The sequence below is a fragment of the Alitibacter langaaensis DSM 22999 genome, from assembly GCF_003096995.1.
GTDB lineage: Bacteria > Pseudomonadota > Gammaproteobacteria > Enterobacterales > Pasteurellaceae > Exercitatus > Exercitatus langaaensis.
In genome coordinates, this window is record NZ_QENU01000003.1 from 22,988 (window position 1) to 45,553 (window position 22,566).

The 22,566-nt window shown below is 37.4% G+C and carries 19 protein-coding genes and 2 tRNA genes; 6 read left to right on the forward strand and 15 right to left on the reverse strand.

Annotated features, from left to right (window positions below):
• Positions 1 to 41: 41 nt before the first annotated feature.
• Genes C8D76_RS03015 through C8D76_RS03040 form a run of 6 tightly spaced genes read right to left on the reverse strand, consistent with a single transcriptional unit; the run spans position 42 to position 5,840 of the window.
• On the reverse strand, positions 42 to 851 hold the full coding sequence (locus C8D76_RS03015; RefSeq protein ID WP_116631338.1) for a glycosyltransferase: 810 nt from the start codon (positions 849 to 851) through the stop codon (positions 42 to 44).
• The gene (locus C8D76_RS03020) at positions 848 to 1,729 is read right to left on the reverse strand and encodes a glycosyltransferase family 2 protein (protein ID WP_116631339.1); all 882 of its coding nucleotides are present in this window, start codon (positions 1,727 to 1,729) and stop codon (positions 848 to 850) included. The genes C8D76_RS03015 and C8D76_RS03020 overlap by 4 nt, the downstream gene beginning before the upstream one ends.
• Positions 1,729 to 2,910, reverse strand: a complete 1,182-nt coding sequence (locus C8D76_RS03025; protein ID WP_116631340.1) for a hypothetical protein — start codon at positions 2,908 to 2,910, stop codon at positions 1,729 to 1,731. Before C8D76_RS03025 ends, C8D76_RS03020 begins: the two co-directional genes overlap by 1 nt.
• Entirely contained in the window at positions 2,910 to 3,680 is a 771-nt protein-coding gene (locus C8D76_RS03030; protein WP_116631341.1) for a glycosyltransferase family 25 protein, read from the reverse strand. The genes C8D76_RS03025 and C8D76_RS03030 overlap by 1 nt, the downstream gene beginning before the upstream one ends.
• Positions 3,677 to 4,888: a lipopolysaccharide biosynthesis protein gene (locus C8D76_RS03035; protein ID WP_207774998.1), complete on the reverse strand. Its 1,212-nt coding sequence runs from the start codon at positions 4,886 to 4,888 to the stop codon at positions 3,677 to 3,679. The genes C8D76_RS03030 and C8D76_RS03035 overlap by 4 nt, the downstream gene beginning before the upstream one ends.
• Positions 4,866 to 5,840 carry a polysaccharide pyruvyl transferase family protein gene (locus C8D76_RS03040; protein ID WP_116631343.1) on the reverse strand — a complete coding sequence of 325 codons (975 nt, stop codon included), beginning with the start codon at positions 5,838 to 5,840 and terminating at the stop codon, positions 4,866 to 4,868. Before C8D76_RS03040 ends, C8D76_RS03035 begins: the two co-directional genes overlap by 23 nt.
• Positions 5,841 to 5,982: 142 nt before the next feature.
• On the opposite strand from C8D76_RS03040, the gene C8D76_RS03045 reads away from it, so the two are divergent.
• The gene (locus tag C8D76_RS03045; RefSeq protein ID WP_116631344.1) at positions 5,983 to 6,729 is read left to right on the forward strand and encodes a YdcF family protein; all 747 of its coding nucleotides are present in this window, start codon (positions 5,983 to 5,985) and stop codon (positions 6,727 to 6,729) included.
• 79 nt (positions 6,730 to 6,808) lie between these two features.
• On the opposite strand, the gene C8D76_RS03050 is transcribed toward C8D76_RS03045, so the two are convergent.
• From C8D76_RS03050 to C8D76_RS03065, 4 genes are read right to left on the reverse strand one after another with little or no spacing between them, the layout of a single operon-like run.
• Positions 6,809 to 8,209: an efflux transporter outer membrane subunit gene (locus C8D76_RS03050; protein WP_116631345.1), complete on the reverse strand. Its 1,401-nt coding sequence runs from the start codon at positions 8,207 to 8,209 to the stop codon at positions 6,809 to 6,811.
• A gap of 18 nt (positions 8,210 to 8,227) precedes the next feature.
• Positions 8,228 to 9,352, reverse strand: coding sequence for an ABC transporter permease (locus C8D76_RS03055; protein ID WP_116631346.1), 1,125 nt, complete (start codon positions 9,350 to 9,352; stop codon positions 8,228 to 8,230).
• A gap of 1 nt (position 9,353) precedes the next feature.
• Positions 9,354 to 12,110 (reverse strand): ribosome-associated ATPase/putative transporter RbbA, encoded by a 2,757-nt coding sequence (gene rbbA, locus C8D76_RS03060; RefSeq protein ID WP_116631347.1) that lies wholly within the window; start codon positions 12,108 to 12,110, stop codon positions 9,354 to 9,356.
• Positions 12,111 to 12,123: 13 nt separating this feature from the next.
• Positions 12,124 to 13,137, reverse strand: a complete 1,014-nt coding sequence (locus tag C8D76_RS03065) for an HlyD family secretion protein (RefSeq protein WP_116631348.1) — start codon at positions 13,135 to 13,137, stop codon at positions 12,124 to 12,126.
• Positions 13,138 to 13,441: 304 nt separating this feature from the next.
• Between C8D76_RS03065 and C8D76_RS03070 the strand changes: the two genes are divergently transcribed.
• Positions 13,442 to 13,996 (forward strand): TetR/AcrR family transcriptional regulator, encoded by a 555-nt coding sequence (locus C8D76_RS03070; RefSeq protein WP_116631349.1) that lies wholly within the window; start codon positions 13,442 to 13,444, stop codon positions 13,994 to 13,996.
• Between the two features lie 16 nt (positions 13,997 to 14,012).
• Positions 14,013 to 15,497: a DUF2264 domain-containing protein gene (locus C8D76_RS03075; RefSeq protein ID WP_243405795.1), complete on the forward strand. Its 1,485-nt coding sequence runs from the start codon at positions 14,013 to 14,015 to the stop codon at positions 15,495 to 15,497.
• 140 nt (positions 15,498 to 15,637) lie between these two features.
• Here the strand turns inward: C8D76_RS03075 and C8D76_RS03080 are convergent, their stop codons facing one another.
• From C8D76_RS03080 to yhbY, 3 genes are read right to left on the reverse strand one after another with little or no spacing between them, the layout of a single operon-like run.
• Positions 15,638 to 17,041 carry a YdgA family protein gene (locus C8D76_RS03080; protein WP_116631350.1) on the reverse strand — a complete coding sequence of 468 codons (1,404 nt, stop codon included), beginning with the start codon at positions 17,039 to 17,041 and terminating at the stop codon, positions 15,638 to 15,640.
• A 21-nt stretch (positions 17,042 to 17,062) separates the two neighbouring features.
• The gene (locus tag C8D76_RS03085; protein ID WP_116631351.1) at positions 17,063 to 17,635 is read right to left on the reverse strand and encodes an elongation factor P hydroxylase; all 573 of its coding nucleotides are present in this window, start codon (positions 17,633 to 17,635) and stop codon (positions 17,063 to 17,065) included.
• 59 nt (positions 17,636 to 17,694) lie between these two features.
• On the reverse strand, positions 17,695 to 17,991 hold the full coding sequence (yhbY, locus tag C8D76_RS03090; RefSeq protein ID WP_116631352.1) for a ribosome assembly RNA-binding protein YhbY: 297 nt from the start codon (positions 17,989 to 17,991) through the stop codon (positions 17,695 to 17,697).
• Between the two features lie 261 nt (positions 17,992 to 18,252).
• On the opposite strand from yhbY, the gene C8D76_RS03095 reads away from it, so the two are divergent.
• Both C8D76_RS03095 and C8D76_RS03100 read left to right on the forward strand, forming a co-directional pair.
• Positions 18,253 to 18,328, forward strand: a tRNA-Gly gene (locus C8D76_RS03095).
• Positions 18,329 to 18,342: 14 nt separating this feature from the next.
• Positions 18,343 to 18,429, forward strand: a tRNA-Leu gene (locus C8D76_RS03100).
• Between the two features lie 278 nt (positions 18,430 to 18,707).
• Here the strand turns inward: C8D76_RS03100 and dacB are convergent.
• The gene (dacB, locus tag C8D76_RS03105) at positions 18,708 to 20,144 is read right to left on the reverse strand and encodes a serine-type D-Ala-D-Ala carboxypeptidase (protein WP_116631506.1); all 1,437 of its coding nucleotides are present in this window, start codon (positions 20,142 to 20,144) and stop codon (positions 18,708 to 18,710) included.
• Between the two features lie 166 nt (positions 20,145 to 20,310).
• On the opposite strand from dacB, the gene greA reads away from it, so the two are divergent.
• Complete coding sequence (gene greA / locus C8D76_RS03110; protein WP_116631353.1) at positions 20,311 to 20,787, forward strand: transcription elongation factor GreA; 477 nt, start codon at positions 20,311 to 20,313, stop codon at positions 20,785 to 20,787.
• Positions 20,788 to 21,004: 217 nt separating this feature from the next.
• Here greA and pyk read toward each other — a convergent pair whose 3' ends face one another.
• Positions 21,005 to 22,444, reverse strand: a complete 1,440-nt coding sequence (pyk, locus tag C8D76_RS03115) for a pyruvate kinase (protein ID WP_116631354.1) — start codon at positions 22,442 to 22,444, stop codon at positions 21,005 to 21,007.
• Between the last annotated feature and the right edge of the window lie 122 nt (positions 22,445 to 22,566).

A 22,566-nucleotide genomic window follows, 5' to 3' on the forward strand; every position in this document is an offset into this window, starting at 1 on the left:
ATTGAGCAGTGATTGTTCATCAATCCCCTCGCTAAACAGAGTTATTTTCTCATTAATTTATACAATAATTTTACGATTGAAACAGGCATTAAGCGCGGCAAAGTGCGGGCTAAAAAAGTGACAAAACCATTAAATGCACCTTGAATCTTTAGCTGCTGTTTTAAACGATACAATTTCCATTCACTTTTCGCATAAATCAAACCACGTCGGCGGCTAAACATTGCGTTGCCTGCAGTTCGCGCCAACAGCAATACATCGGGCAAATTGCCCACTTTTTTGCCTGTCGCAATAATGCGATTCCATAGGTTGTAATCTTCTAAAAATAAGTGGTGCTGATAATACCCCACTTCCTCTAATAAAGATTTACGATATGCCACCGTCATATGGTTAAAAGGGGAACGCATTTGATTGAATTTCACGATTTCAGCATAATCTGTCGGCACGTGGCGTTCTGCAGTAATAACCTGCGGATCTTCATCAAATTCTGCAATTTGCGTGCTAAACATAACCACGTCAGGATTTTGCTCAATATAATTGACTTGTTTTTCAAAACGTTCTGGCAAGCAAATATCATCGGTATCCATGCGGAATAACCACTCGTTGCTTGCGGCTTTAATTCCTTCGTTTAAGGCTTTGCCCAACCCCACATTCTGCGCTAATGGCACTCGCTTGATCGGTAATTGACTTTGATACGCATCAATAACATTTTCTAATTCGGGTGTAATTGGTCCATCAAGCACTAAAATAATTTCATCTGCTTGCACGGTTTGATCTCGCAAACTTTGCAAACTTGCGCGTAAAAACGCTGGTTTTTCCTTAATATATAAGGACATCAATACTGAAAATTTCATACAAATCTTTTTAAATTAATTGCCAATTTAGGTGAAATAAAAGTAACAACTGCAATCACTAAATGCTTCAAACTATGGCTAAATTTAAACATTTTAAAGTAATAACTGGCTGCCTTCCGAGATAAATTCATTGCGTTGGGATAAGCCAACATATAAAGCGCATTAATCGCAAAATTATGCGCTTGCTCTGGGTTTTTTACATATTTTTTGCGAATTGCTTCAATGGCTTTTTCTGTATTTTTCGTATTCGTTGACACGCTGGAACGCTTAGTGTGAAATCCGCAAATGCTCAATGGTTGATTCACTAATGTCGCTTTCAAATTAGGGCTAGAGACCAATTTCAAAGCGAAATCGTAATCTTCTAAAGATTTTAAGTCGGTTGCCAATCCGCCTAATTCAAAAAAGAATGATTTTTGAATACACATCATTGGCATACCGCCAATTTTATTTGCCATTAAAATATTTTCAATGCTAAGTTTTTCAGGCGGAAATGGGTTCGTGACATAGCTAAAACCTTCATTCACCATTTCGCATTTAGCAGGATGATAGAAAAAATTACTTGCTGAATTTGCCCGAATACTTTCCGTTAATACTTCACATTTATTGTCTGCAAAGCGATCATCATCATCTAAAAATAACAACCATTCATGTTGTGCTGCTCGCGCACCTATATTACGGCTTTCTGCCGCTCCTGCATTCTGTTCATTGCGAATTAAGGTAACTGCAAAAGAAAAAGTGCGGTCAATTTTTATTAAATTTTGAGAACAATCATCTACCACAATCACTTCAAAATTTTTAACAGTTTGATGCTCTAAACTTGATAATAGCGCATTGACTTCAGCGTTACGATTATAAGATGGAACAATAATACTAAACATTATTTTCTCTCAAAAATTTTTAATTTTCCTTTATCGCCAAATAAAGAAACAAACATTAGAAACGTAAACATAATTCCTGGGTAAGCATAAGTATCAGCTTTAATATTTAATACACTTAATAAAAATAGCGTGGATAAAATAAAAATCCAACTACCATTAAACCAATTATCCGCAATACGTTTAACAAAATAAGCGGTAAATAAAAAACAAATAATAATATAACCTACCCCGCCATATAATGCTTGACGAATAAAACCTGAGTCAGAACCGCCATAATAACTCCAACCATTGGGCTGATAATACATACCGTCACCGATTAATAATTGTTTTAACGTTGGCATAAATAAATGTTTATTTATTAAGGTATCTGTAGATGAACTTAAATGTTCACTGCCACCAAGTAAATTAATGACTGGCTCTAAAGCATGTTCGACATAAGGATTAGTTGGATAAAAATGAGCTAATCCGACACATAACAAGGCAAAGGAAATCAGAGCTGGAATATATTGCCAACGAAAATAGATTAAAATACTTACAGTTGAAAATATTAAAAATGTGCGCCCAGAAATTAATCCAATACACAACAACAAAAATAAATAGATTGGATTCAATAGCTGGGATTGTTTATGTTGTGCTAATAAAAAATGCAATAACATAAGATAAAATGCACTCAATGGGAAAAATGCAGAAGATGTTAGATTATATAAGCGATACTCTTGTTCTGAACCAATAAATCTTGGTAAATTCCCACCCATAACAGAATTAGTATTAAGGGCGAATGCAATAATAAAAGGAATACCTAATAACGCTAAAAAACCAATAACAGACTGAACTGAAATCCCGACTTTTAAATCCTGCACAAATTTTATTTTATTTTTATGTTGAGAATAAAATAAATTGTAAATCACAATACCAAAGCAAAAGGTAATTAAGGATTTAGCATACATACTTATTACGCCAAGCTCATTCGTGCCATTAATCATAATAGGAATAACGGAAAAAACGATTAGCGCAATACAAACTAATAAACTATCTACGGGAATAATAAAATCTGTTTTTGATTTCTTATACCATTGGTAACCAAACCATAATACAGCCAGAAAACCGACTAGCAAACTCATTCGGAGAATATGAAAAAACCACGGATCATAAAGATAAAATAAACTCACTAATGCAGACATTATAAATTTCTCTTAATTGCCAATAATTTTTTCAATGGGAATTTTAATAATTTTTTCATCAAATTATTGTTCAACGATCCCCGTAAAGTTTCTAAATTGCTCGTCAATTTTGGATTTTCAATTGCCATTAATGGACGTACAACTAAAATATCTAGCCCTAATTTTCTTTCAAAGTAAATAAAATCATCAGCTAACCAAAATACTGAATTCTGATTACACTCTGATAAAAATTTACGACAAGCGGATTTCTTAATTAAATAGGCAACCGTGCCAGCAAAATAATTTTTATATGGATAAGCATAACGATACTTTGTTTTGCCAATTTTTTTCTGTAAAAAAGAAAATGTAGTGGGATAATTAATGATTAATTCTTTATCTTCAAAACTTGGAATTTTAGATTGCCCAACTAAGATAATATCAGCCTGTAAGTTTTCAGCTAAAAGTGCGGTCAAATTTTCATTAAATTTTTCTGCAAAGAGTGCATCATCTTCACAGACTAATGCATAATCATTTTCAGCAATATTTTCGTCATCAACAATTTTTTGATATACCGATAAATGACTTAAGGTGCAGCCAATTTCACCCTTGGTGACATTTCGATGATAGGCTAACTTAAATTGTTCAAAATCAAATTTATCACGCAATTCTTCTTCCGATAACACCATTGTATTAATAGCATTAAAAATTTCAAAGTCAGAGGTGTCTGGCTGACTAAAAAATAGTGCTCTACGTTGCACATCTTTTTCAAGTGAAATTAAGTATTTTTTCATTTTTGTTCAACTTTTGAATTTGTCACAGGATATTTAAAATAATAAATGATTGAGATCACCAAGCGCGTTAGGCTTGCGCCAATAAATGCACATGCAACACCATAGAGATGTTGGTCTTTTAATAAATAAAACAAACTGATAAAAACAGCAATAGAAACTAACTGGCGTGTAAATAATAATACTTGCTTACCTTGTATTAGCATATTTTGTGAAAGCAACCAAGAGAGTCCCGCAATAATAGAATTTAAAATAAACCAGATTAAAATTGGGGCAACCTCAATATATTTCGCACTGAAAAATAACTTAATAATGGGCTCTGCTAATAATGGTGTGAATATCACCGCACCAATTCCCATCATTGCAATAATAGTTAATACAGACTTAATTCGATTATAATTATTTAGCAACCCTGAATAATAGTAATCGGTTAACATATTGATAAATTTAGTTAATAAGGCATCAAAAGCAATACATACGGTATAAAGACCAAGATAATAATGCCCTATCCAAGCAACAATTAAGAATTTGTCAATACTCGAGGTTGTTGCCCCAAAAATCTGATATAAATTCTGTTTAAACCATGTTTTGAAAAAGAAAGTGCGGTCAATTTCTGTAATATTTTGTTGTTTTCTCTTAAATTCTTTCTCAATTTTATATAAGTAAAAAAGGCAAGCCGCACCTTGTATAAAGCTAAATAAAGTCAATAATTGAATTGCTTGTTCTAGGGGTTGTTCACCAAATAATAAATAACCGCCACCATAGATAGCTACTAATAATACAGGTTGTTGTAATGTTAATGTTCTATAAATTTTTAATCTAGGATCTATTTTACTTTTCTCTAAAGTAATGGTAAGAATAGCCGTTAATATAACATTTAAAACAAATAGAAATTTAAAATCAGTAAAATCAAATAATGCAATCGCAATTAATGCCACAATAATGGCAGCCGCTAAAAAAGAAACAAAATAACGCCGCCAATGCCAATATTGTTTATTACGCATAGAAAGGGCAAGGGCAAAACCAGAGCCACCAGTTGCGATAGTAACCACATAAGAAACGGTAGTAATAAATAACTGGTGAGCACCACGATCATCAACTGACAACATGTGCGCTAAGATAAAAGAGCTAACCATGGTCAGCCCCATACTTAAAATAGTGACCGCAATAAGCGTTAATAAATGGCGATTATTCTTCATAGAGTTTTGTATAGTCAATTTCGCTAGTCCATTGACGGTAATAACCTGAATTTTTCCCGTATGAATTATCACAAACTTGATTTGGCAAACCTAATAAGCAAGAAAAAATATGCCCATGTAAACGGCTTGTAATAACTTCATCATAACTTAAGAAAATATCTTGACAGCGTGAAATAATATTTAATGAATGTTGATACCATAATTTATTAATTTTATTTTTTACAAAGCTTAAGTTTAATTTATTCGCTAATTTAGAAAAACGGCTACACCATAATTCAAATTTTATATCACTCGGCAGTAAAATATCATCCCAATCTTTTACATTGTCTAAATTCGACAATTTAGCTTGAATTTCAGCTTCAATATGACTTTTTTCAATATCTTTACGCAAAAAATATAAAACACTCCTACGAGATTGCGATAATTGTTGTGATTTCTGTGGCAATGATCCATATAACTGGTGAGCCATATCTGGTGATAAATAAACATGAGATGAAAAATAGGTTTTCATCATTTCAAAGGTTTTAATATCACGAGAAAATAAATGTAAATCAGAATGTTGAGAAAAGATCTCAGCGGATTTTTTCATTGCCTGCTCACAAGAATAATGTGCGGTTTGTGGCAATAAAATAATACGATTATGAGGAAATGCCTGCACAATATCTTCACGCATTTTCTGAATGAGTGGATATAAATCACCAAAATTGCCACCACCATGACATAAAATTACGGTATTTTTACCAATATGTTTTTTAGCTTCCTTTAAATCAAAAGCCTGCAATGCACGGCGTAATTTAATTTGAATTTGATAATCTTTAAAAAATTGTTCAGTTCCCGCATAAATTAATAAATCCCCTACATTTAAATGTAATGGATAATCAAAATAAACCACATCATTTTTATCTAAAATTAATTCGTTTATTGCACTTAACTTTTGCTTTAACGAAACTAAAACTGAATTCATAACTTTCCTATTTATCAAATATTTCAACATAAAAAACGTGCGTATCATAGCACTTCGGCAGGGCTTTTGACAGCCTTTTAATGGTTGAGTTCATCACGATTTTACGGAATAATAGCCACAATTTTACGATACAGGATCGACTATGTTTGAACTCACCAAACTCATCACCAATGTGATTCTCCCCCCTTTCAATATTCTTATTTTATTGGTGTTAGCTTTTTTACTGTTTTTATTTCGTTACAAAAAACTCGCTTTTTTGACCGCACTTTTCAGCATGGCAATCTTGTATGTATGCAGCATTCCTTATACCGCGCAAAAGTTGAGTGATAGTTTAGTGAAAGAAGACAATCTCAGTATCAATGATTATCGTCAGGCGCAGGCAATTGTTGTTCTTGGCGGCGGATTACGAGATAGCAAAGAACTTTATTGTAATATTACCGTGCCGGGATTAGTATTAGAGCGTATGCGTTATGCCGCCTATTTACACAAGGAAACCGAATTGCCGATTTTAATTAGTGGCGCAAGCCCAAATGGCAATTCTGAAGCCAAAGTGATGGGACAAGAGTTTTTTACTTTCTTTGGCGTGCAACCTAAATGGCTTGAAGAGCGTTCTACCAATACCAAAGAAAATGCGCTTTATACGAAAGAAATGTTAGAACGAGAAGGCATTACACGCATAATCTTAGTCACCAATCAATGGCATATGCAACGTGCCAAGATGTTATTTGAAAAACAAGGTTTCACCGTGTACCCAGCAAGCGTGGGCAATGGCATCACTCCTAGTACTTATGCGCTAAATTATATGCATTTCATTCCGCAAGCTGGGGCATTGAATGCCAATATGCAGTTATTAAAAGAATGGATTGGTTTCTGGAAAGAAAAATTATAGACAAAAGTGCGGTCAAAATTTTAAAAATTTTGGGGTTGTTTAGACAACCCCAATGATTATGTCGTTATTATTTACACGCTTACTTCTGCCACCCTGCCCCTAATGCTTTATATAATCCCACAAGATTTTGGGCTTGTTCCAATTGAGATTGCACAAGTTGTTGTTGATAGTCTAATGCAGATATCTTCGCACGCAAGGCGGTATCTAAGGTTTGTTTTCCATATTTGAATAAGGTTTCCGCATCTTTGGCTCGTTGGTTAGATTGAGCATAAGCCTTCTGCAATAAGCGTGTTTGTTGTGAGAGGCTGTATTGCATTTGGTAGGCAGTGTCCACTTCTGCGAGTGCGTTGAGAAGTGATTTATCATATTCAATCAATGCCCCTTTCAAGCGGGCATCACTGGCATCAATATTGGCTTGAATTCGCCCGTTGGTGAAGATCGGTAATTGCACTCCCGCACTGATCAAACCGCCTAACCCCGAAAGATGGGATAGATCATTATTCACTTCAATTCGCCCTGCTTGCCCTAAGAAGTTGATGTCAAATCTTGGATAAAGATCGGCTTTGGCACTGGCAAGTTTAGCACTGTAAGCTTTTACTTGTTCGGCGTGAGCCTGAATATCTGGGCGGTTGCTAATCAGATCGCTTGGATATAAACCTTTTGGTGCTTGGGGAATGTGTAACAATGGATTATTTTGGGCGATGTTGATTTTAAATCCCTGTGGCGTTTGCCCAATTAATACCGCAATATTTCGTTGGAAACGATCTCTTTGTGCTTTTAGCGTGGCTTGTTTTGCATCTAATCCACTGATTTGGCTATTAATTTCGTTGACTTCATAAGCGCTCGCTTGTCCAGATTGGAAACGCCCATTAATGTATTGCTGTAACTGTTTAAGCTGAGTAAGAGTATTGGCAACAATTTTTCTCTGTTGTTCAATAGCGAAAATGCGTAAATAATTATCTGTAATTTGGCTAGAGATCAGCAATTGGGTCGCATAAACTTGTTGCTGTTGGCTTAATGCAATGGCTTTGGCGGCATCGGCATCACTACGCTTTTGCCCAAAGAAATCGGGCTCCCAGCTGGCACGAAAGCCCACACTACCAGTGCCTGCACGCGTTGTGCTAGTATTGATGATATCTGTATTTACTTTCGATACACTACCACCGAGGTTGGCATTTGCTCCAATGTTTATCCCTCTGTCTGAATCTGCATAATCGCTATTTGCCATCGCTTCTTGTAGGCGAGCTTTAGCGAGAGCAATATCTAAATTATGCGATAGCCCTTGTTCAATAAGCTGAGTGAGCTGGAGATCTTGCCACTCATCCCACCATTTTTTAAGCTCGGCAGCCGTAGTATTGCCTTGAGCATATTCAAACTGGCTAGGAAGATTGACCTGCGATTGAGAGTTGATATTGGTTGTGCTACAAGCGGTCAAAATAGCGACCAGAATTGCAAAATTTGTTAATTTAAATGCGTTCATTTTATTATCCTTTTCTATTTAGCCTTGGCGAGAAAGCATTGATTTAAACTGAATCAGTGCGATGGTGAGAAACACCGTTCCCATTACGACCATTTTGAGTAATTGTTCCCATACAATGTCAATTCCTGCATTGCGAAATAGCACATCTCGCACATAGGAAGAGAATACGGTTGTAGGCGAAAATTGTGTAATCTGCTGAGCAAGTTCTGGCATATTTTCCACTGGAGAATTGGAACCAGAAAGCATATACATCACAATATAGGTTGGGATACACAGCAGCCCAAATTGGGGCATTGTTGGAGCGATAATGGCGAGCAAAATACCCAATGAAGCAATAGAAAAGATGAACACAATCGTGCCTAAAATAAAGATCGGATATTGGCTAAAAAGAATCGGTACACCTAATGCTTCTCTTACCATAAAAGTAAGCGAAGCCACAACAACAGCCAATAACACACCGCCATTGGCAATGATTTTTGCTACGGCAATTTCGCTCGCACTCACAGGCATAACCAATAAATGCTCAATAGTGCCACGTTCTCGTTCACGAATCACCGCACTTCCTACCAACAGCAAGATCAATAAGTTTAAATTTCCTACAAGTTGCATTGTGCCCATAAACCATTTATTGGAAAAATTCGGGTTATACAACACGCGAATAACAGGATTTATCGGACTTTCCACTTGTGTTTTGCCAGTGAAAATCGCTAATTCACGGCTAAAAATATTGGCAATATAAGCACTACCTATACTAGATTGCGTCATTGCGGTGGCATCAATTGAAAGTTGAATATGTGGGTTTTCGCCTTTTAGCACATCCCGTTCATAATTAGCGGGGATTTCTAACACAAAAGTGTATTGCCCTGTATCCATATCACGTTCTACATTTTTGGGATCCACTTCCGTTACCGATTTAAATTGCGGGGGCAATAGGCTATCGCGTAAATGATAGGAAAGCGTAGAACGGTCGTGATCTACTACGGCAACCATCGCATTTTTAAGTTCTGTTGTCGGCATATTTGAAATGATGTAAAGTGCCGCGCTGAACATATAAGCGATCAGCACCAATAAAATAGGATCGGAAAATAAGCTCCGCAGTTCTTTTAGGGATAAATACCCTACATTTTTTAACCAACGTGTCATACTATTCTTCCTGTTTTTTCAAAGAATGCGTAGCCAACAAGAGATACACCATATATATAACGATCAATGCAAGATAATTTTGTAGAAAATCATTGAAGCCAAGCCCTTTGGTAAATCCACCTAAACTAATAAGCTGAAACCAAACACTAGGAAAAGCGTGAGCCAAGATATAGGTTGGCGTTGGCAAGGTGGATGCGGGATACATCATTCCAGAAAAATTAAGGGTTGGCACCATCATCATTATCGCACTCGCAAATAGCGCAGCGATTTGCGATTTAACAAAGCAAGAAACCACAAGTCCAAAGCCTGTTGAAGCAATCACCGCTAATAAACCGCCAAACAACATTGCAAAGGCTGAACCTTTAATAGGAACGCTAAAGACCACGACAGCAATCCAGATTAACAACAAATAACTCATAAACGCTAAAGTAATATAAGGAAGCTGCTTTCCTAGCAGAAATTGTAATTTGCTCGCAGGCGAACCGTATAAGTTCATAATTGACCCGCTTTCTTTTTCCCGCACAATACCTAGTGCGGTCATCATCGCAGGAACCATCATCATTGCTAACATAATAATGCCGGGCGTCATCGCAAAAATACTCTTCATATCTTGGTTATACATAAAGCGTGGAATAATGATGTCCGTTGTCGCTGATTGATCAATCTTACGGATATGTTCTTGCACATATTGAGAAAGCACCCCAGAGGCAGAACTGGCTAAACTTTCTGCGGTGAAGGGAAATGCACCATCAATAAACAGCCCTATTTCAGGTTGCTCATTACGCAATAATTTTTGCCCAAAGTTATTTGGAATTTCTATCACCAATTTCACATTTCCACGTTGTAGCACTGTGTTTATCTCATCACGTGATTGCAACGCAGGCTCAGCGATAAAGTAAGGTGAACCAGTGAAATATTCAATTAAAGCTTGGCTTTCAGAGCTTCTATCATCATCAAGCACCGTAAATTTTGTTGGATTAATATCAAAAGAGATGCTCGATCCCATTGCCAATAACATTACTGCAGGCCCGCCAATAGCGAACATTAGGCGAATTTTATCCCGTAATAATTCTTTGCCTTCACGAATAGCGAAAGTCCATACGAGGGCAAACCAGTGCAATAACGACAAAGAAAAGAGCGATTTTGTTGAAGAAAGCGGTTCATTTTTTGCTGATTTTTGCTCAGAATTGACCGCTTGTTGTGGGGAAGTTATATCATCAGCTTCCTCTTCAAGATAGAGAATAAAGGCCTCTTCTAATGTTTCAGCTTTTTTACTTGATTGTAATTCATCTGGCGTACCAACTGCCAATACTCGCCCACGATGCATAAAGGAAATACGATCGCAGCGAGCTGCTTCGTTCATAAAATGGGTGCTGACAAAGATAGTAATCTTATCTTCACGTGACAGTTTGATCAGATATTGCCAAAACATATCTCGAGCAGCTGGGTCAACCCCTGAAGTTGGCTCATCTAAAATCAATACTTGTGGCTTATGTAGGCAGGCGGCAGCGAGTTGTAAACGCTGGCGAATACCAAGTGGCAAAGAGGCTGGCGTTTTGTCTAATACATTACTTAAATCAAATTGCTCAACGACATTTTGCACATAGTGATCCCATTGGGATTTATCAATTTGGTACAATTTAGCGTGTAGTAGTAAATTTTGCTGAACTGTTAATTCTTCATACAAAGAGAATGCCTGCGACATATAGCCTACTTGTTTTCGGGTATCCATATTGTTGGCATCAAGTGATTTTCCTAATAACTTTGCTGAGCCTTCTGTAGCATCCAGCAAGCCAGTAAGCATTTTCATTGTGGTAGATTTACCACAACCATTCGAGCCTAAGAATCCAAAAATTTCCCCTTTGGGAATACGAAAGCTAACGTGATCGACTGCAACAAAATCGCCAAAACGTTTAGTGAGCCCTTCCGCTTCCATTGCAGGGATCTCATTTTCATCAGCGTGAAACGGCGGAACAACTAAACCATTCTCTGCACCACGTTTCTCTTTAGGTAACAGCTTAATATAGGCTTCTTCTAAGCTTTTGCTTTGGGTATCCGCCATCACTTGGCGAGTAGGCTCATTGGCGATAAGTTTGCCGTCAGTCATAGCTAATAAATGTTCAAAGCGTTCCGCTTCATCAATATAAGCGGTAGCAACAATAACCGTCATTCCTTGTTCTTCTTGGCGTAAGCTTTCAACTAATTCCCAAAATTGACGGCGAGAAAGTGGATCTACCCCTGTGGTAGGCTCATCTAAAATTAATAAATCGGGATTATGTACCAAAGCACAACAAAGGCTTAATTTTTGCTTCATACCACCAGATAATTTCCCCGCAGGACGATCTGTAAAAGGCGATAACCCAGTAGCATTCAGTAAACGTTGAATTCGTTGTTTTCTTGCCTTAGCAGGTAAACCATATAGACGTGCGTGAAAATCAATATTTTCAAAAATCGACAGTGTTGGGTATAAATTTTTACCTAAACCTTGTGGCATAAAAGCAATTTTATGCGCCAATTCATCACGAGATTGCACATTGGCAATATCTAAGCCAAAAACATTAATACGACCTTGTTGTAACACTTTTACGCCCGCAATCAGTGAAAGCAAAGTTGATTTACCCACACCATCAGGCCCAACTAAGCCCACCGTTGTTCCTTTGGGAATACGCAACTGGATATCGGATAACGCCTGTTGTTTACCGTAAAAATGATTTAATCCTGTAATATCAATAGCGATATTGGTGGCATTATTTTTCATCACATACACCGTGTTATTGTGGTAATTTTACCGCTAAATCTGCTGGCCATTGGGCATTATCATCATATTTCACATAGCCCATTGCCATCATTCCCCCTTTAAAGAAATCAGGGTGCTGTGCAATCACCTCTTCAGGAATTTGCAATTTCACTTTAAACATTAATTTTGCTCGTTCTTCTGCTGTTTCGACAGATTTTGGTGTGAACTGAGCATTGCTGGCAATAAAAGTAACTTTGGCGGGAAATACTGCATCAACACCGTCAATGACAATGCGTCCTTCACTGCCTATTTTTAGCTGATTAGATTGCTGAGAAGGTAAGAAAATATTGATATAGGTATCCTGTAAATCTAATATACTGATTACCCTGCCACCAATGCCAACAACATTCCCTACATTCACTAATTTATATTCCACCCGTCCATCAATTGGCGAACGGATCAATAAATCATCTTGATGTGATTTGGCTTGTTGATAACTGGCTTGCGCTTGTGCAATTAAGGCTTCTGCTTGCTCTACGGCAGATTGTGCTTGTGTTACACTGGCTTTACTTGCCGTTAAAGAAGCTTGTGCAGCAGCAAAACTAGTTTGGCGTTGCTCTAATTCTGTGGCTGAAATTAAATTAGCGCGGCGTAATTTTTTCGCATTATCTAGCTCTAATTTCGCAATAGAAAACTGTTGTTGTTTAGCGGTAACATCGCTTTGTGCTTTGATGACATTATCTAACGCCTGCTGTTTCTGTGCTTTGGCTTGCTCAATTTGCGCCTGCATTGCATCTACTTGACTTTGCGCTTGGGTTGAAGAAAGGCGTACTAGAACCTGATCTTTTTGAACATTATCCCCTTCTTTCACATAGACTTCTTCCACTTTACCTGAATACAGACTTGCTACATCAATGCGTTCCAAGGTGATACGCCCATTCACCCCTGCAATACCTGTAGGTAGGCTATTTTCACTTTGAAACATTTTCCAACATAGCACTCCTCCAGCAAGGACGATTGCCACGAAGAACAGTATCGATTTTTTCATAAAATCCTCTTGTATTGTCTAAGTTCTCAACACTCAGCCTAAAACAGCTAAATACAATGCAAGTGTAAGAAATTTGCTTTTATCGCTCAATCATCAAAAAACAATAAAATGTTGCTTAACGATACAAATGATGATTTTTGTTGCTTTATTAAGGTGGAGAGTGGTACTTTGTTAAGGCGAATAAAAATGTTTGGGGCTGAGGTAGGTTAGATACTATGCCAACCCACAAAAATGAAGATATAAATTAAAGAAATCCATACGGAAATAACTTCATTTTATATAAGATAAGTGATAGGGACGCTCAATGCTAAATAAGAACGATATACGAGTAATCAAAACACAAAAAAGCATTCATCACGCTTTTTTCACTCTTTTAGAGCAAAAAGACTTTCAAGAGATTACCGTGCAAGATATTTTAGACGCAGCCCAAATCAACCGAACGACTTTCTATAAACATTACGCCAGTAAGTATGCATTGGCAAAATCTTTAGTGGAAGATTTTAAACAGAGTATTTTCTCCCCATTGCTCACACGCCGTTTTTGTGAATCATCACTTGATGTACTGAAAGACACTGCTCCACTATTTTTTGAAAATAAAGACAAAATACGTTTATTGTGGAAAATCGAAACAAATAAGGTGCATTTAAAGCAAGATATGTACCATTTAATTAAAGATAGCTATATCGAAACCTTAAAAAAATCACCTTTAGAAGAGAACATTGATTTAGAATATCAAGGGCATATGTATGCCTCTTTAACATTGGCGGGCATCACCTTTGCAGTAAATTGCGATCAACCAGTAGGCCCAGAAAAAACATTAGCCAATATTACATTTTTATTTGAAAGAATCATTAAATAATGACAGGAGCCGATAAATGCCTAAACCTAATATTCGTTTTACAGAACGACCTCATTTAGCACACGAACATCCTATGTTGAATGATTATCTGCGAGCTTTTAAGGAAAGATTGCAACGTTCATACAAACGAAGTAAGCATTTAGGCAAAAGTGATCCTTTACTGGATCAAGCGCTTCAACAAGCATTTACTCAAAATGAAACCTTTTCACAAGAAAAGTTTGAATTATTGGTAAATTATTTTATCCACTCCTTTTTTCACTATGCTAATGACGATTTTACACGCGTAGATTACTACGGTTATCCCTCAGAGCAAGGAATGGTTTCTGATTCTATTGAGGGTGCTGCTCGCAATTACCCATTACTTGCCGCTTATTTACATTATCAAACAAATACTCGCCACCCGATTTTCATTCAAATTAAAGAAACGCTTTCACAAGGCTTTCTTAATGCAACCAATCCAACACACGATGGCTATTGGGGAAAGCTCACAGACTTTAAGCAAACTATCTGTGAAAGTGCAGATTTTGCACTCTCTCTATGGTTAAGTAAACATCATATTTGGGTAAATTATAGCCCCTCACAGCAACAACAAATTTTAACGTGGCTACGACAAATTAACCAAGTTCAGACGGTAGATAATAACTGGCATCTTTTTATTTTATTGGTGCAATTTGTGATTAAAGATCTCAGCGGTATTGATGAAATTTGCCTTGAACGCTATCAACGAATTAAAGAATTTTATGTTGGTGAAGGTTGGTTCAGAGACGGCGAAAAGGGGAATTTTGATTACTATAATTCTTGGGGATTCCACTATGGTTTATTTTGGCTAGATCAAATTAACCCCAATTTTGACCGCACTTTTATTCAACAAAGTGCGATAGAATTTAGCGAAAAATTTCATTATCTCTTTGCTACACAAGGTTTTTCCTTTTTTGGGCGAAGTATTCCTTATCGTTTTGCTGCCCCCACTGCCTTAATTAGCACAATGATACAACAAGGCCACACAGATGGACGTGGAAAACGCATTTTATCAACGCTCACCCATTTTCTTATTCAACAACAAGCAATAAAAAAAGGAAATGTAACGCAAGGATTATTCCAAGCAGATAGACGCCTTCTCGACCCTTATAGTGGTGCTGCTAGCGGGCTTTGGTCATTACGCCCATTTATTTTATTACTCTACGCAAGCCAACAAATTGATTTTTGGCAAGCGAAAGAATTACCTTTAGCGATAGAACAACAAGATTATGATATTTCTATTCCAGCAATTAATTTAAGAATTATTGGGACAAAAGCAACACAAGAAATCATCGCAATTTTTCAGCACCAACAATACCCTGATTTACCTTTTGCCCAAGCATCATTACACGATCAACCTTTTTATCAACGCTGGATAGAATGGCTATGTGGACGTTCAACACGAGCCAAAAATAACTTATTGCGTAAAGGCGTAACGGCCTATTCCTCAAAATTATCCTTATATTTGCCGAATAAAAAATGAGAAAAGCGATAAGTAATTCAAAGCTCAAATTCTCATTTAAAACAATAAATTAAGGGATGTTTAGACTTGTTGTCTAACACATCCCCAAAAATTTTTGTTATTTTGACCGCACTTTTTGAACACAGCTAGATGAAAAAAGATTAGAATCCACCGCTCATCATTAACATGATCAACAAACCTTGTAATTCTTGGTTTGAATATTTTCTCCCGTTGAAATCAAGGTTGTCGCCGTCAATATGAGCGTTTAGTTTCAACACATCGCCATCATCAATCAGCCAGTTATTCTTCTTACTCTCAGCCACAAAAATGTTTAACACATCTTGCGCTTTTTTATCCGCATCTTCTTTGCTTAATCCATCATCTCGTTGTGCGAGTTCTGACACAAAATTCAAGAACAAGGATTTATCTAACCTTGCATTCACCATAAAGGCTTTAAATAATGTTAATAATTTGTTTGGATTAATTTTAGCCGCATCAAACTTTGCCAAATGAATATCTAAATCTGCCGCAAATTTGCCGCTGTCATTCTCAACCTTAAAACCATTCTCTTTCAATTGAGGTTTATTAGCGAGTATAGCCGCGGCAATGAATTGCGCCATAGATGGGGAAAGCTTTTCGTCATAATATCCAGAACTTAACGCCTCTACCGATTGCGCATCAAGATGATTTAACGCAACGTCACTTTGCAATTTGCCAACGTTTATCCCATTAAACAAGACATTATCTAGCTGATAGCTGAGACCATAATCAACGAACTTGTCTTTTATGGTTGAGGTATAATGGAGGGTACTATTTTGTGCGTCTAAATTAAGATTTTTACCTTCGCCATCAATAGTATGAAGTTTCACATTGCCCAGTTTAAGCACAAGATCGCTATCGTACACATATTTGAACGCACTCGAGCTATTCGCTTTCATATCAAGTTGAACATCATTCATCAACACAGAAAATGGCGCATTTTGGCTATCAACATTCTCAATTTTCAAGGTTTTCGCAATAAGTGATGTTTTGCCCTTTATACCGTCTTGAGCAAAATCATACTCGCTCGTAAAATCGCCACTGAGTTTTAATTTTTTATAAACCACATCATTTAATATTGATTTAATAGACCCTTTCCAGTGTTTGCCATAAGTCAATATGGCTTCGCCTGAAAACGGTTCATTGCCATTGGCAAAAAAGGATTCTGTCTCTGAATTTTTCACTAAGTTATCCGTAAATGAAAACATCGCGGGCATAAAATTTAGTTTTTTCACTAAATTAAGTGGGAAAGGTCCATGATAGAACGTGCCCTCAAATGGCAACACCGTTTTTTCGTTGTTTTCATTCACAACCACCACATCATAAGATGTTTTTGAGCTAAATATTCCGCGCTCAAACTTTGCATTTTCAATGGAAATTGGCAGCACTTTCGCCATTTCAATATTGCTGCGTTTAATAAAATTCTGTAATTCGCTTTCCGCTTTTTGCCCTGTATAATAGGCTCCGCCCGTCCAAATAGCGCCTAAACCAATAATTCCAGCAAGCGCCAACGTTGATTTTTTCATCTTCTGTTCCTTTTAAATTGCTTAAATTTTCGTTATATCAAATTTGCTTAAATCAATAAAATCGTCTGTGCCATAAAATTCGGCTAATGCTTTACGAAACGTTTCTGCACGTTTGGGCAAATATCCTCGTTCTGCATATTCTTTTACTTGCGCATAAACCGCTTGCTTAAAAGCTGTGCTATCGCCAGGATTGCCATTCAGATTATCAGCACTAGCAAAATAACGAAAACCAGCGGCTGTGGCAAGCACCCATTCAATCGCTTGAGGTTTAACCTCAACTTTCTCAAAATCTCGCTGACGTTCTTCTGAACGCCCATCGGGTTCATACCAATAACCAAAATCTTCCAACTTTCGCCGTTCCGAGCCTGCAACTAACCAATGGGAAATTTCATGCAAGGCACTGCTATAAAATCCCCGTGCAAAATAAATAGCGTGATAAGGCAATATTGCATCCCCTTCTGTATGATGATGGGCAGGAATATAAATAGGCTCATCGCCCCCTTTCAGCAAGCGCGTATTAAATTCTTTTTCAAAACAACGATTAAAAATTGAAATGATGTCTTCTAATGTATGAGTTTGTTCGTTTTGTTGCATTTTTGTTCTGATTTTAAATGTAAAAAGCCCACGGCAAACGTGAGCTTTCTGTTTTAAAATTATTTGCGTGGCAGTGAAATTTTCTTCTCTTCGCTCTCGCGATATAACACGACAATGTGGCCAATGGTTTGCACTGCTTGCGCTTTTGTTTCTCGCACAATCGCATCAATAATTAACTGTTTGGTGTCGCGATCAGCGCCTGCTACTTTCACTTTAATTAATTCGTGATGCGATAATGCATTATCAATTTCTGCCAGCACACCTTCCGTTAATCCGTTGCCACCAAGCATCACGACAGGGTTTAAATGATGGGCTAAGCCTTTTAAATATTGTTTTTGTTTGGTTGATAAGGTCATTTTCTTTCCTATTTTTATCAAAGTGCGGTCAAAATTTTGTTATTTTTAACCGCACTTTAAAAGCCAGTAAAATTCGTGCGCATTATACGCTAAATTGCAAGTGTTGTAATTAGGGAATTTCAATCATAAGCGCAGATAGAAAATCATCAAATTGATTTGTTTTTAGACAAGTAAACTTTTTTTAGCATTTTCTGTTTGACAGCAAAATAGAAATCCGTAGAATACGCTCCGTTGCTAGCAATACGCAGCAATCACTCAAATGCGGGAATAGCTCAGTTGGTAGAGCACGACCTTGCCAAGGTCGGGGTCGCGAGTTCGAGCCTCGTTTCCCTCTCCATTTTTTATGGATATGCCCGAGTGGCGGAATCGGTAGACGCAAGGGATTTAAAATCCCTCGCCTTTCGGGGCGTGCCAGTTCAAGTCTGGCCTCGGGCACCATTTAAATCAATTCTTAAATATATTCACTTAGATCCATTTTCTTTAGCTATAATCTTTGCTAATCCATTTTCATAAGTTTAATTTGGTATTTTTAGATAATTTCTTTAAATATGCAAATCTCATTAATATAATTCACTTATTGTTAGATAATATAAAATACCCTAGGCTAAAAAGTAGTCTAGGGTATTAATTTCTTAACTGTAATTTATCGGCTAAACAATTGCGCTAAATTTTATGAAATTTGACCGCACTTTTTCGCTGTTTTACCACTTCAGTAACTATTGCGCATAAATCGCATTATATAATTTACTTTCAAAGTTCACTAACGGGGCGCGTTTTGTTTTATTTTCTAGCTCGCCTGTGGAATAGCCATTGATAAATTGAACAAATGCTACTTTTTCGCCACGAGCATTCGTCATAAAACCTGCCAAATTATACACGCCTTTTAAAGAGCCCGTTTTGGCTAACACATTTTTTACCAAAGGAGGTTGAATTAATCCACCACGCCCGCTGATGGTGCCATCGACACCCGCTATCGGAAAGGTTTCCATTAAATGTAAGGTACTTTCATTTTTCGCTATATATTCCAACGCTTGTAGCATCGTGTTTGGATCAATTAAGTTATGACGAGATAAACCAGAGCCATCAGCCACAATAGTATGCCCAAATTTAACGCCCGCTTGGGTTGATAACACACGTTTTAATGCCATTGCGCCAAGTTGAAAAGAGGCGGGGCGATTATAAGTATGGTAAGCAACTGTTCTAAATAGGCTATCCGCAATTTGGTTATCGGATTTTTTCATCATTTTTTTCAATAAATCGGGCAAAGGTTTAGATAAATGTTGCGCTAAAACCGTGCCGTTCTGTGGTTGATGCGGAATTTGTACTTGCCCATTGAACTGAATTCCTAATCGATTTAATTGTCGTTGCACAATGGCTGCAGCATAAGCATCGGGATCTTGAACGGCAAAACTCAAGCCAAATGGTTGACTTTGAGGCGCCATACAACCTTTGATTTGATAACGATTATTGTCATGAACAATAACATCTAACTGGCAATAAGGCGCTTCATCGCTGCCCACCACTTTCACCGAACCAAAAACTTGAATAGGAAATTGTGAAGGGATATTAAATTTTACATCTGCACCAACAGGCTGATTGGCATCTAAATTCACGGAAAAGCAGTTACCATCTATATTCGCGGCGGAAGGTGGTGCATTAAAACACATGGTTAAATCATTCCAAATCCAACCAATGCCTCGATCATGGCTCGCAAAAATGGATGTATCCAAAATTAAATTGCCATTGATTTGATTAATATTTTGCTTTTTGACTTGAGCAAGCAAATTATATAGCTGTCCGCTAGTAAGATCAGGATCGCCCGTAAATTTCACGATCAAATCACCGTTTAAGACGCCATTTTGAACCGTTCCATTAGTTAATACACTGGTTTCAAATTGAAATTGATCTCCTAGCACTAATTTAGATGCTAATGCGGTAAACACTTTTTGGGTGCTCGCGGGCAGCATAAAAGTAGAGGGATTGTAATCGGCAACGATTTGATCATTACTCAAATTTTTTGCCACAAAAGCAAGGCTTGCCCCCTGTGGCAATTCTTGGCTAAGCGCTTGCACATCAACTTGGGCAAAAGCAACTGAACTGATGAAAAGGGTTGAGAAAAGAAATTTTTTAGTGAGATTTATCGTATTTAGCATAGTAAAGTGCGGTTGGTTATTGCTATTTTTTTTTAGACGAACAATAATAGACCCCGAACCCTTTTGAGTAAATTTATTTTTGCTCATAATCCGAAAATTTATGAATACTACGACATTGCGACCAATGCCGTGGTTTTATTTTTACTAAAAAAAGAGAAAGGTGAAAATGAAACAAATTCCAATGACCGTTCGTGGCGCAGAACAATTGCGCGAAGAACTTGATTTTTTAAAAAACACTCGCCGTCCAGAAATTATTAAAGCCATTGCAGAGGCGCGTGAACATGGTGATTTAAAAGAAAATGCCGAATATCATGCTGCACGGGAACAACAAGGTTTCTGTGAAGGGCGTATTCAAGAAATTGAAGGGAAATTATCAAACAGCCAAATTATTGACGTGACCAAAATCCCTAATAACGGCAAAGTTATCTTCGGTTCAACGGTGGTATTGCTTAACGTGGATACCGAAGAAGAAGTGACTTATCGCATTGTTGGAGATGATGAAGCGGATATTAAAGCGGGGCTTATTTCGGTCAATTCCCCGATTGCACGCGGCTTAGTCGGCAAAGAAGTTGACGATCAGGTTAATATCGTTACCCCTGGTGGCAAGGTAGAATTCGAGATCGTTGAAGTGAATTACATCTAATTCAATTTTATCACTAACCATTCACAAATTTATCCTCCTATATTTGACTTTATTTAGTCATGATATAGCGAGGATTTTTCTTTTGCTGCGGCATAAATCACTAATTTCTTACGCACTATTTTTTATGATGAAAATAAAAACGGCGAAGTTTTATCACTCCACCGTTTTATACTCAATCAATAATGAACACAAACGTTCATTAGTTATGATTCATCAATTACTCAACCACTAATGTACGGCAAGTATTTGAAAAGCCTTTATTCACATCACCGTGAGTTAATAACACTAAATCACCAGAAACTAAGAAGCCTTTATCTTTCAATAATTGAACAGCCGCTTGTGCAGTTTCTGTTGAAGAAGTATTCACACCTTCAAATAGAATTGGTGTTACCCCACGATATAATGAGCAAAGATTTAATGTGCCTTCATTGCGTGATAATGCAAAGATTGGTAAACCTGAGCTAATACGTGACATTAAACGCGCTGTACGGCCACTGCTTGTTAATGCAATAATTGCAGCTACCCCTTTCATATGGTTTGCGGCATACATTGCAGACATCGCAACAGATTCTTCGATTGTAGTGAATTCAACATCCATACGGTGTTTAGAAACGTTAATGCTTGGCATTTTTTCTGCACCGAGTGCCACTTTAGCCATTGCCGCAACAGTTTCAGCAGGATATTGCCCCGCCGCTGTTTCAGCAGAAAGCATGACCGCATCAGTACCGTCTAATACCGCATTTGCCACGTCCATCACTTCTGCACGAGTTGGCATTGGATTGCTGATCATTGATTCCATCATTTGAGTCGCAGTGATAACCACACGGTTTAACTGACGTGAACGGCGGATTAATTTTTTCTGAACACCAACTAATTCTGGATCACCAATTTCCACACCTAAGTCACCACGAGCCACCATGATCACATCTGATGCTTTGATGATATCATCCATTGCTTCATCAGTTGCGACGGCTTCAGCACGTTCAACTTTAGCTACGATTTTCGCATTTAAACCTGCAGCTTCAGCTAATTCACGCGCATAATTTAAATCCGCCCCTGAACGTGGGAATGAAACCGCTAAATAATCAACGCCAATACGTGCTGCCGTAATAATATCGGCTTTATCTTTTTCAGTTAATGCATCAGCAGATAAACCACCGCCTAATTTGTTAATCCCTTTATTATTTGATAAAGGCCCGCCCACAGCCACTTCAGTGAAAACTTTAGCGCCTTCAGTGGCTAATACTTTTAATTGTACGCGACCATCGTCTAACAATAAAATATCACCAGGCACAACATCTTGTGGCAATGTTTTATAGTCTAAACCAACAGATTCTTGACCGCCCTCACCTTTTGGTAATTCTGCATCTAAAATAAATTTATCGCCAACAGTTAAGAAAACTTTCCCTTCTTTAAAGGTAGAAACGCGGATTTTAGGGCCTTGTAAGTCACCTAAGATTGCAACGTGTTTACCTAATTTTTTTGCAATTTCGCGCACTTTTTCAGCACGCGCGATATGATCTTCAGGTGAACCGTGAGAGAAGTTCATACGCACTACGTTTGCGCCAGCGGCAATGATTTTTTCAAGGTTATTCCCTTTATCTGTCGCAGGACCCATAGTACATACGATTTTGGTTCTTCTTAATCTTCTAGACATTAATTACTCCGTCATAATTGTTTAATATAATTTGCTTAATTTTATCTCGCGTTTCAACAAAACCAACACAAGACAAAAAACTGGCGCATATTATACGCATAAATGTGATTAAGGTCGAGTTA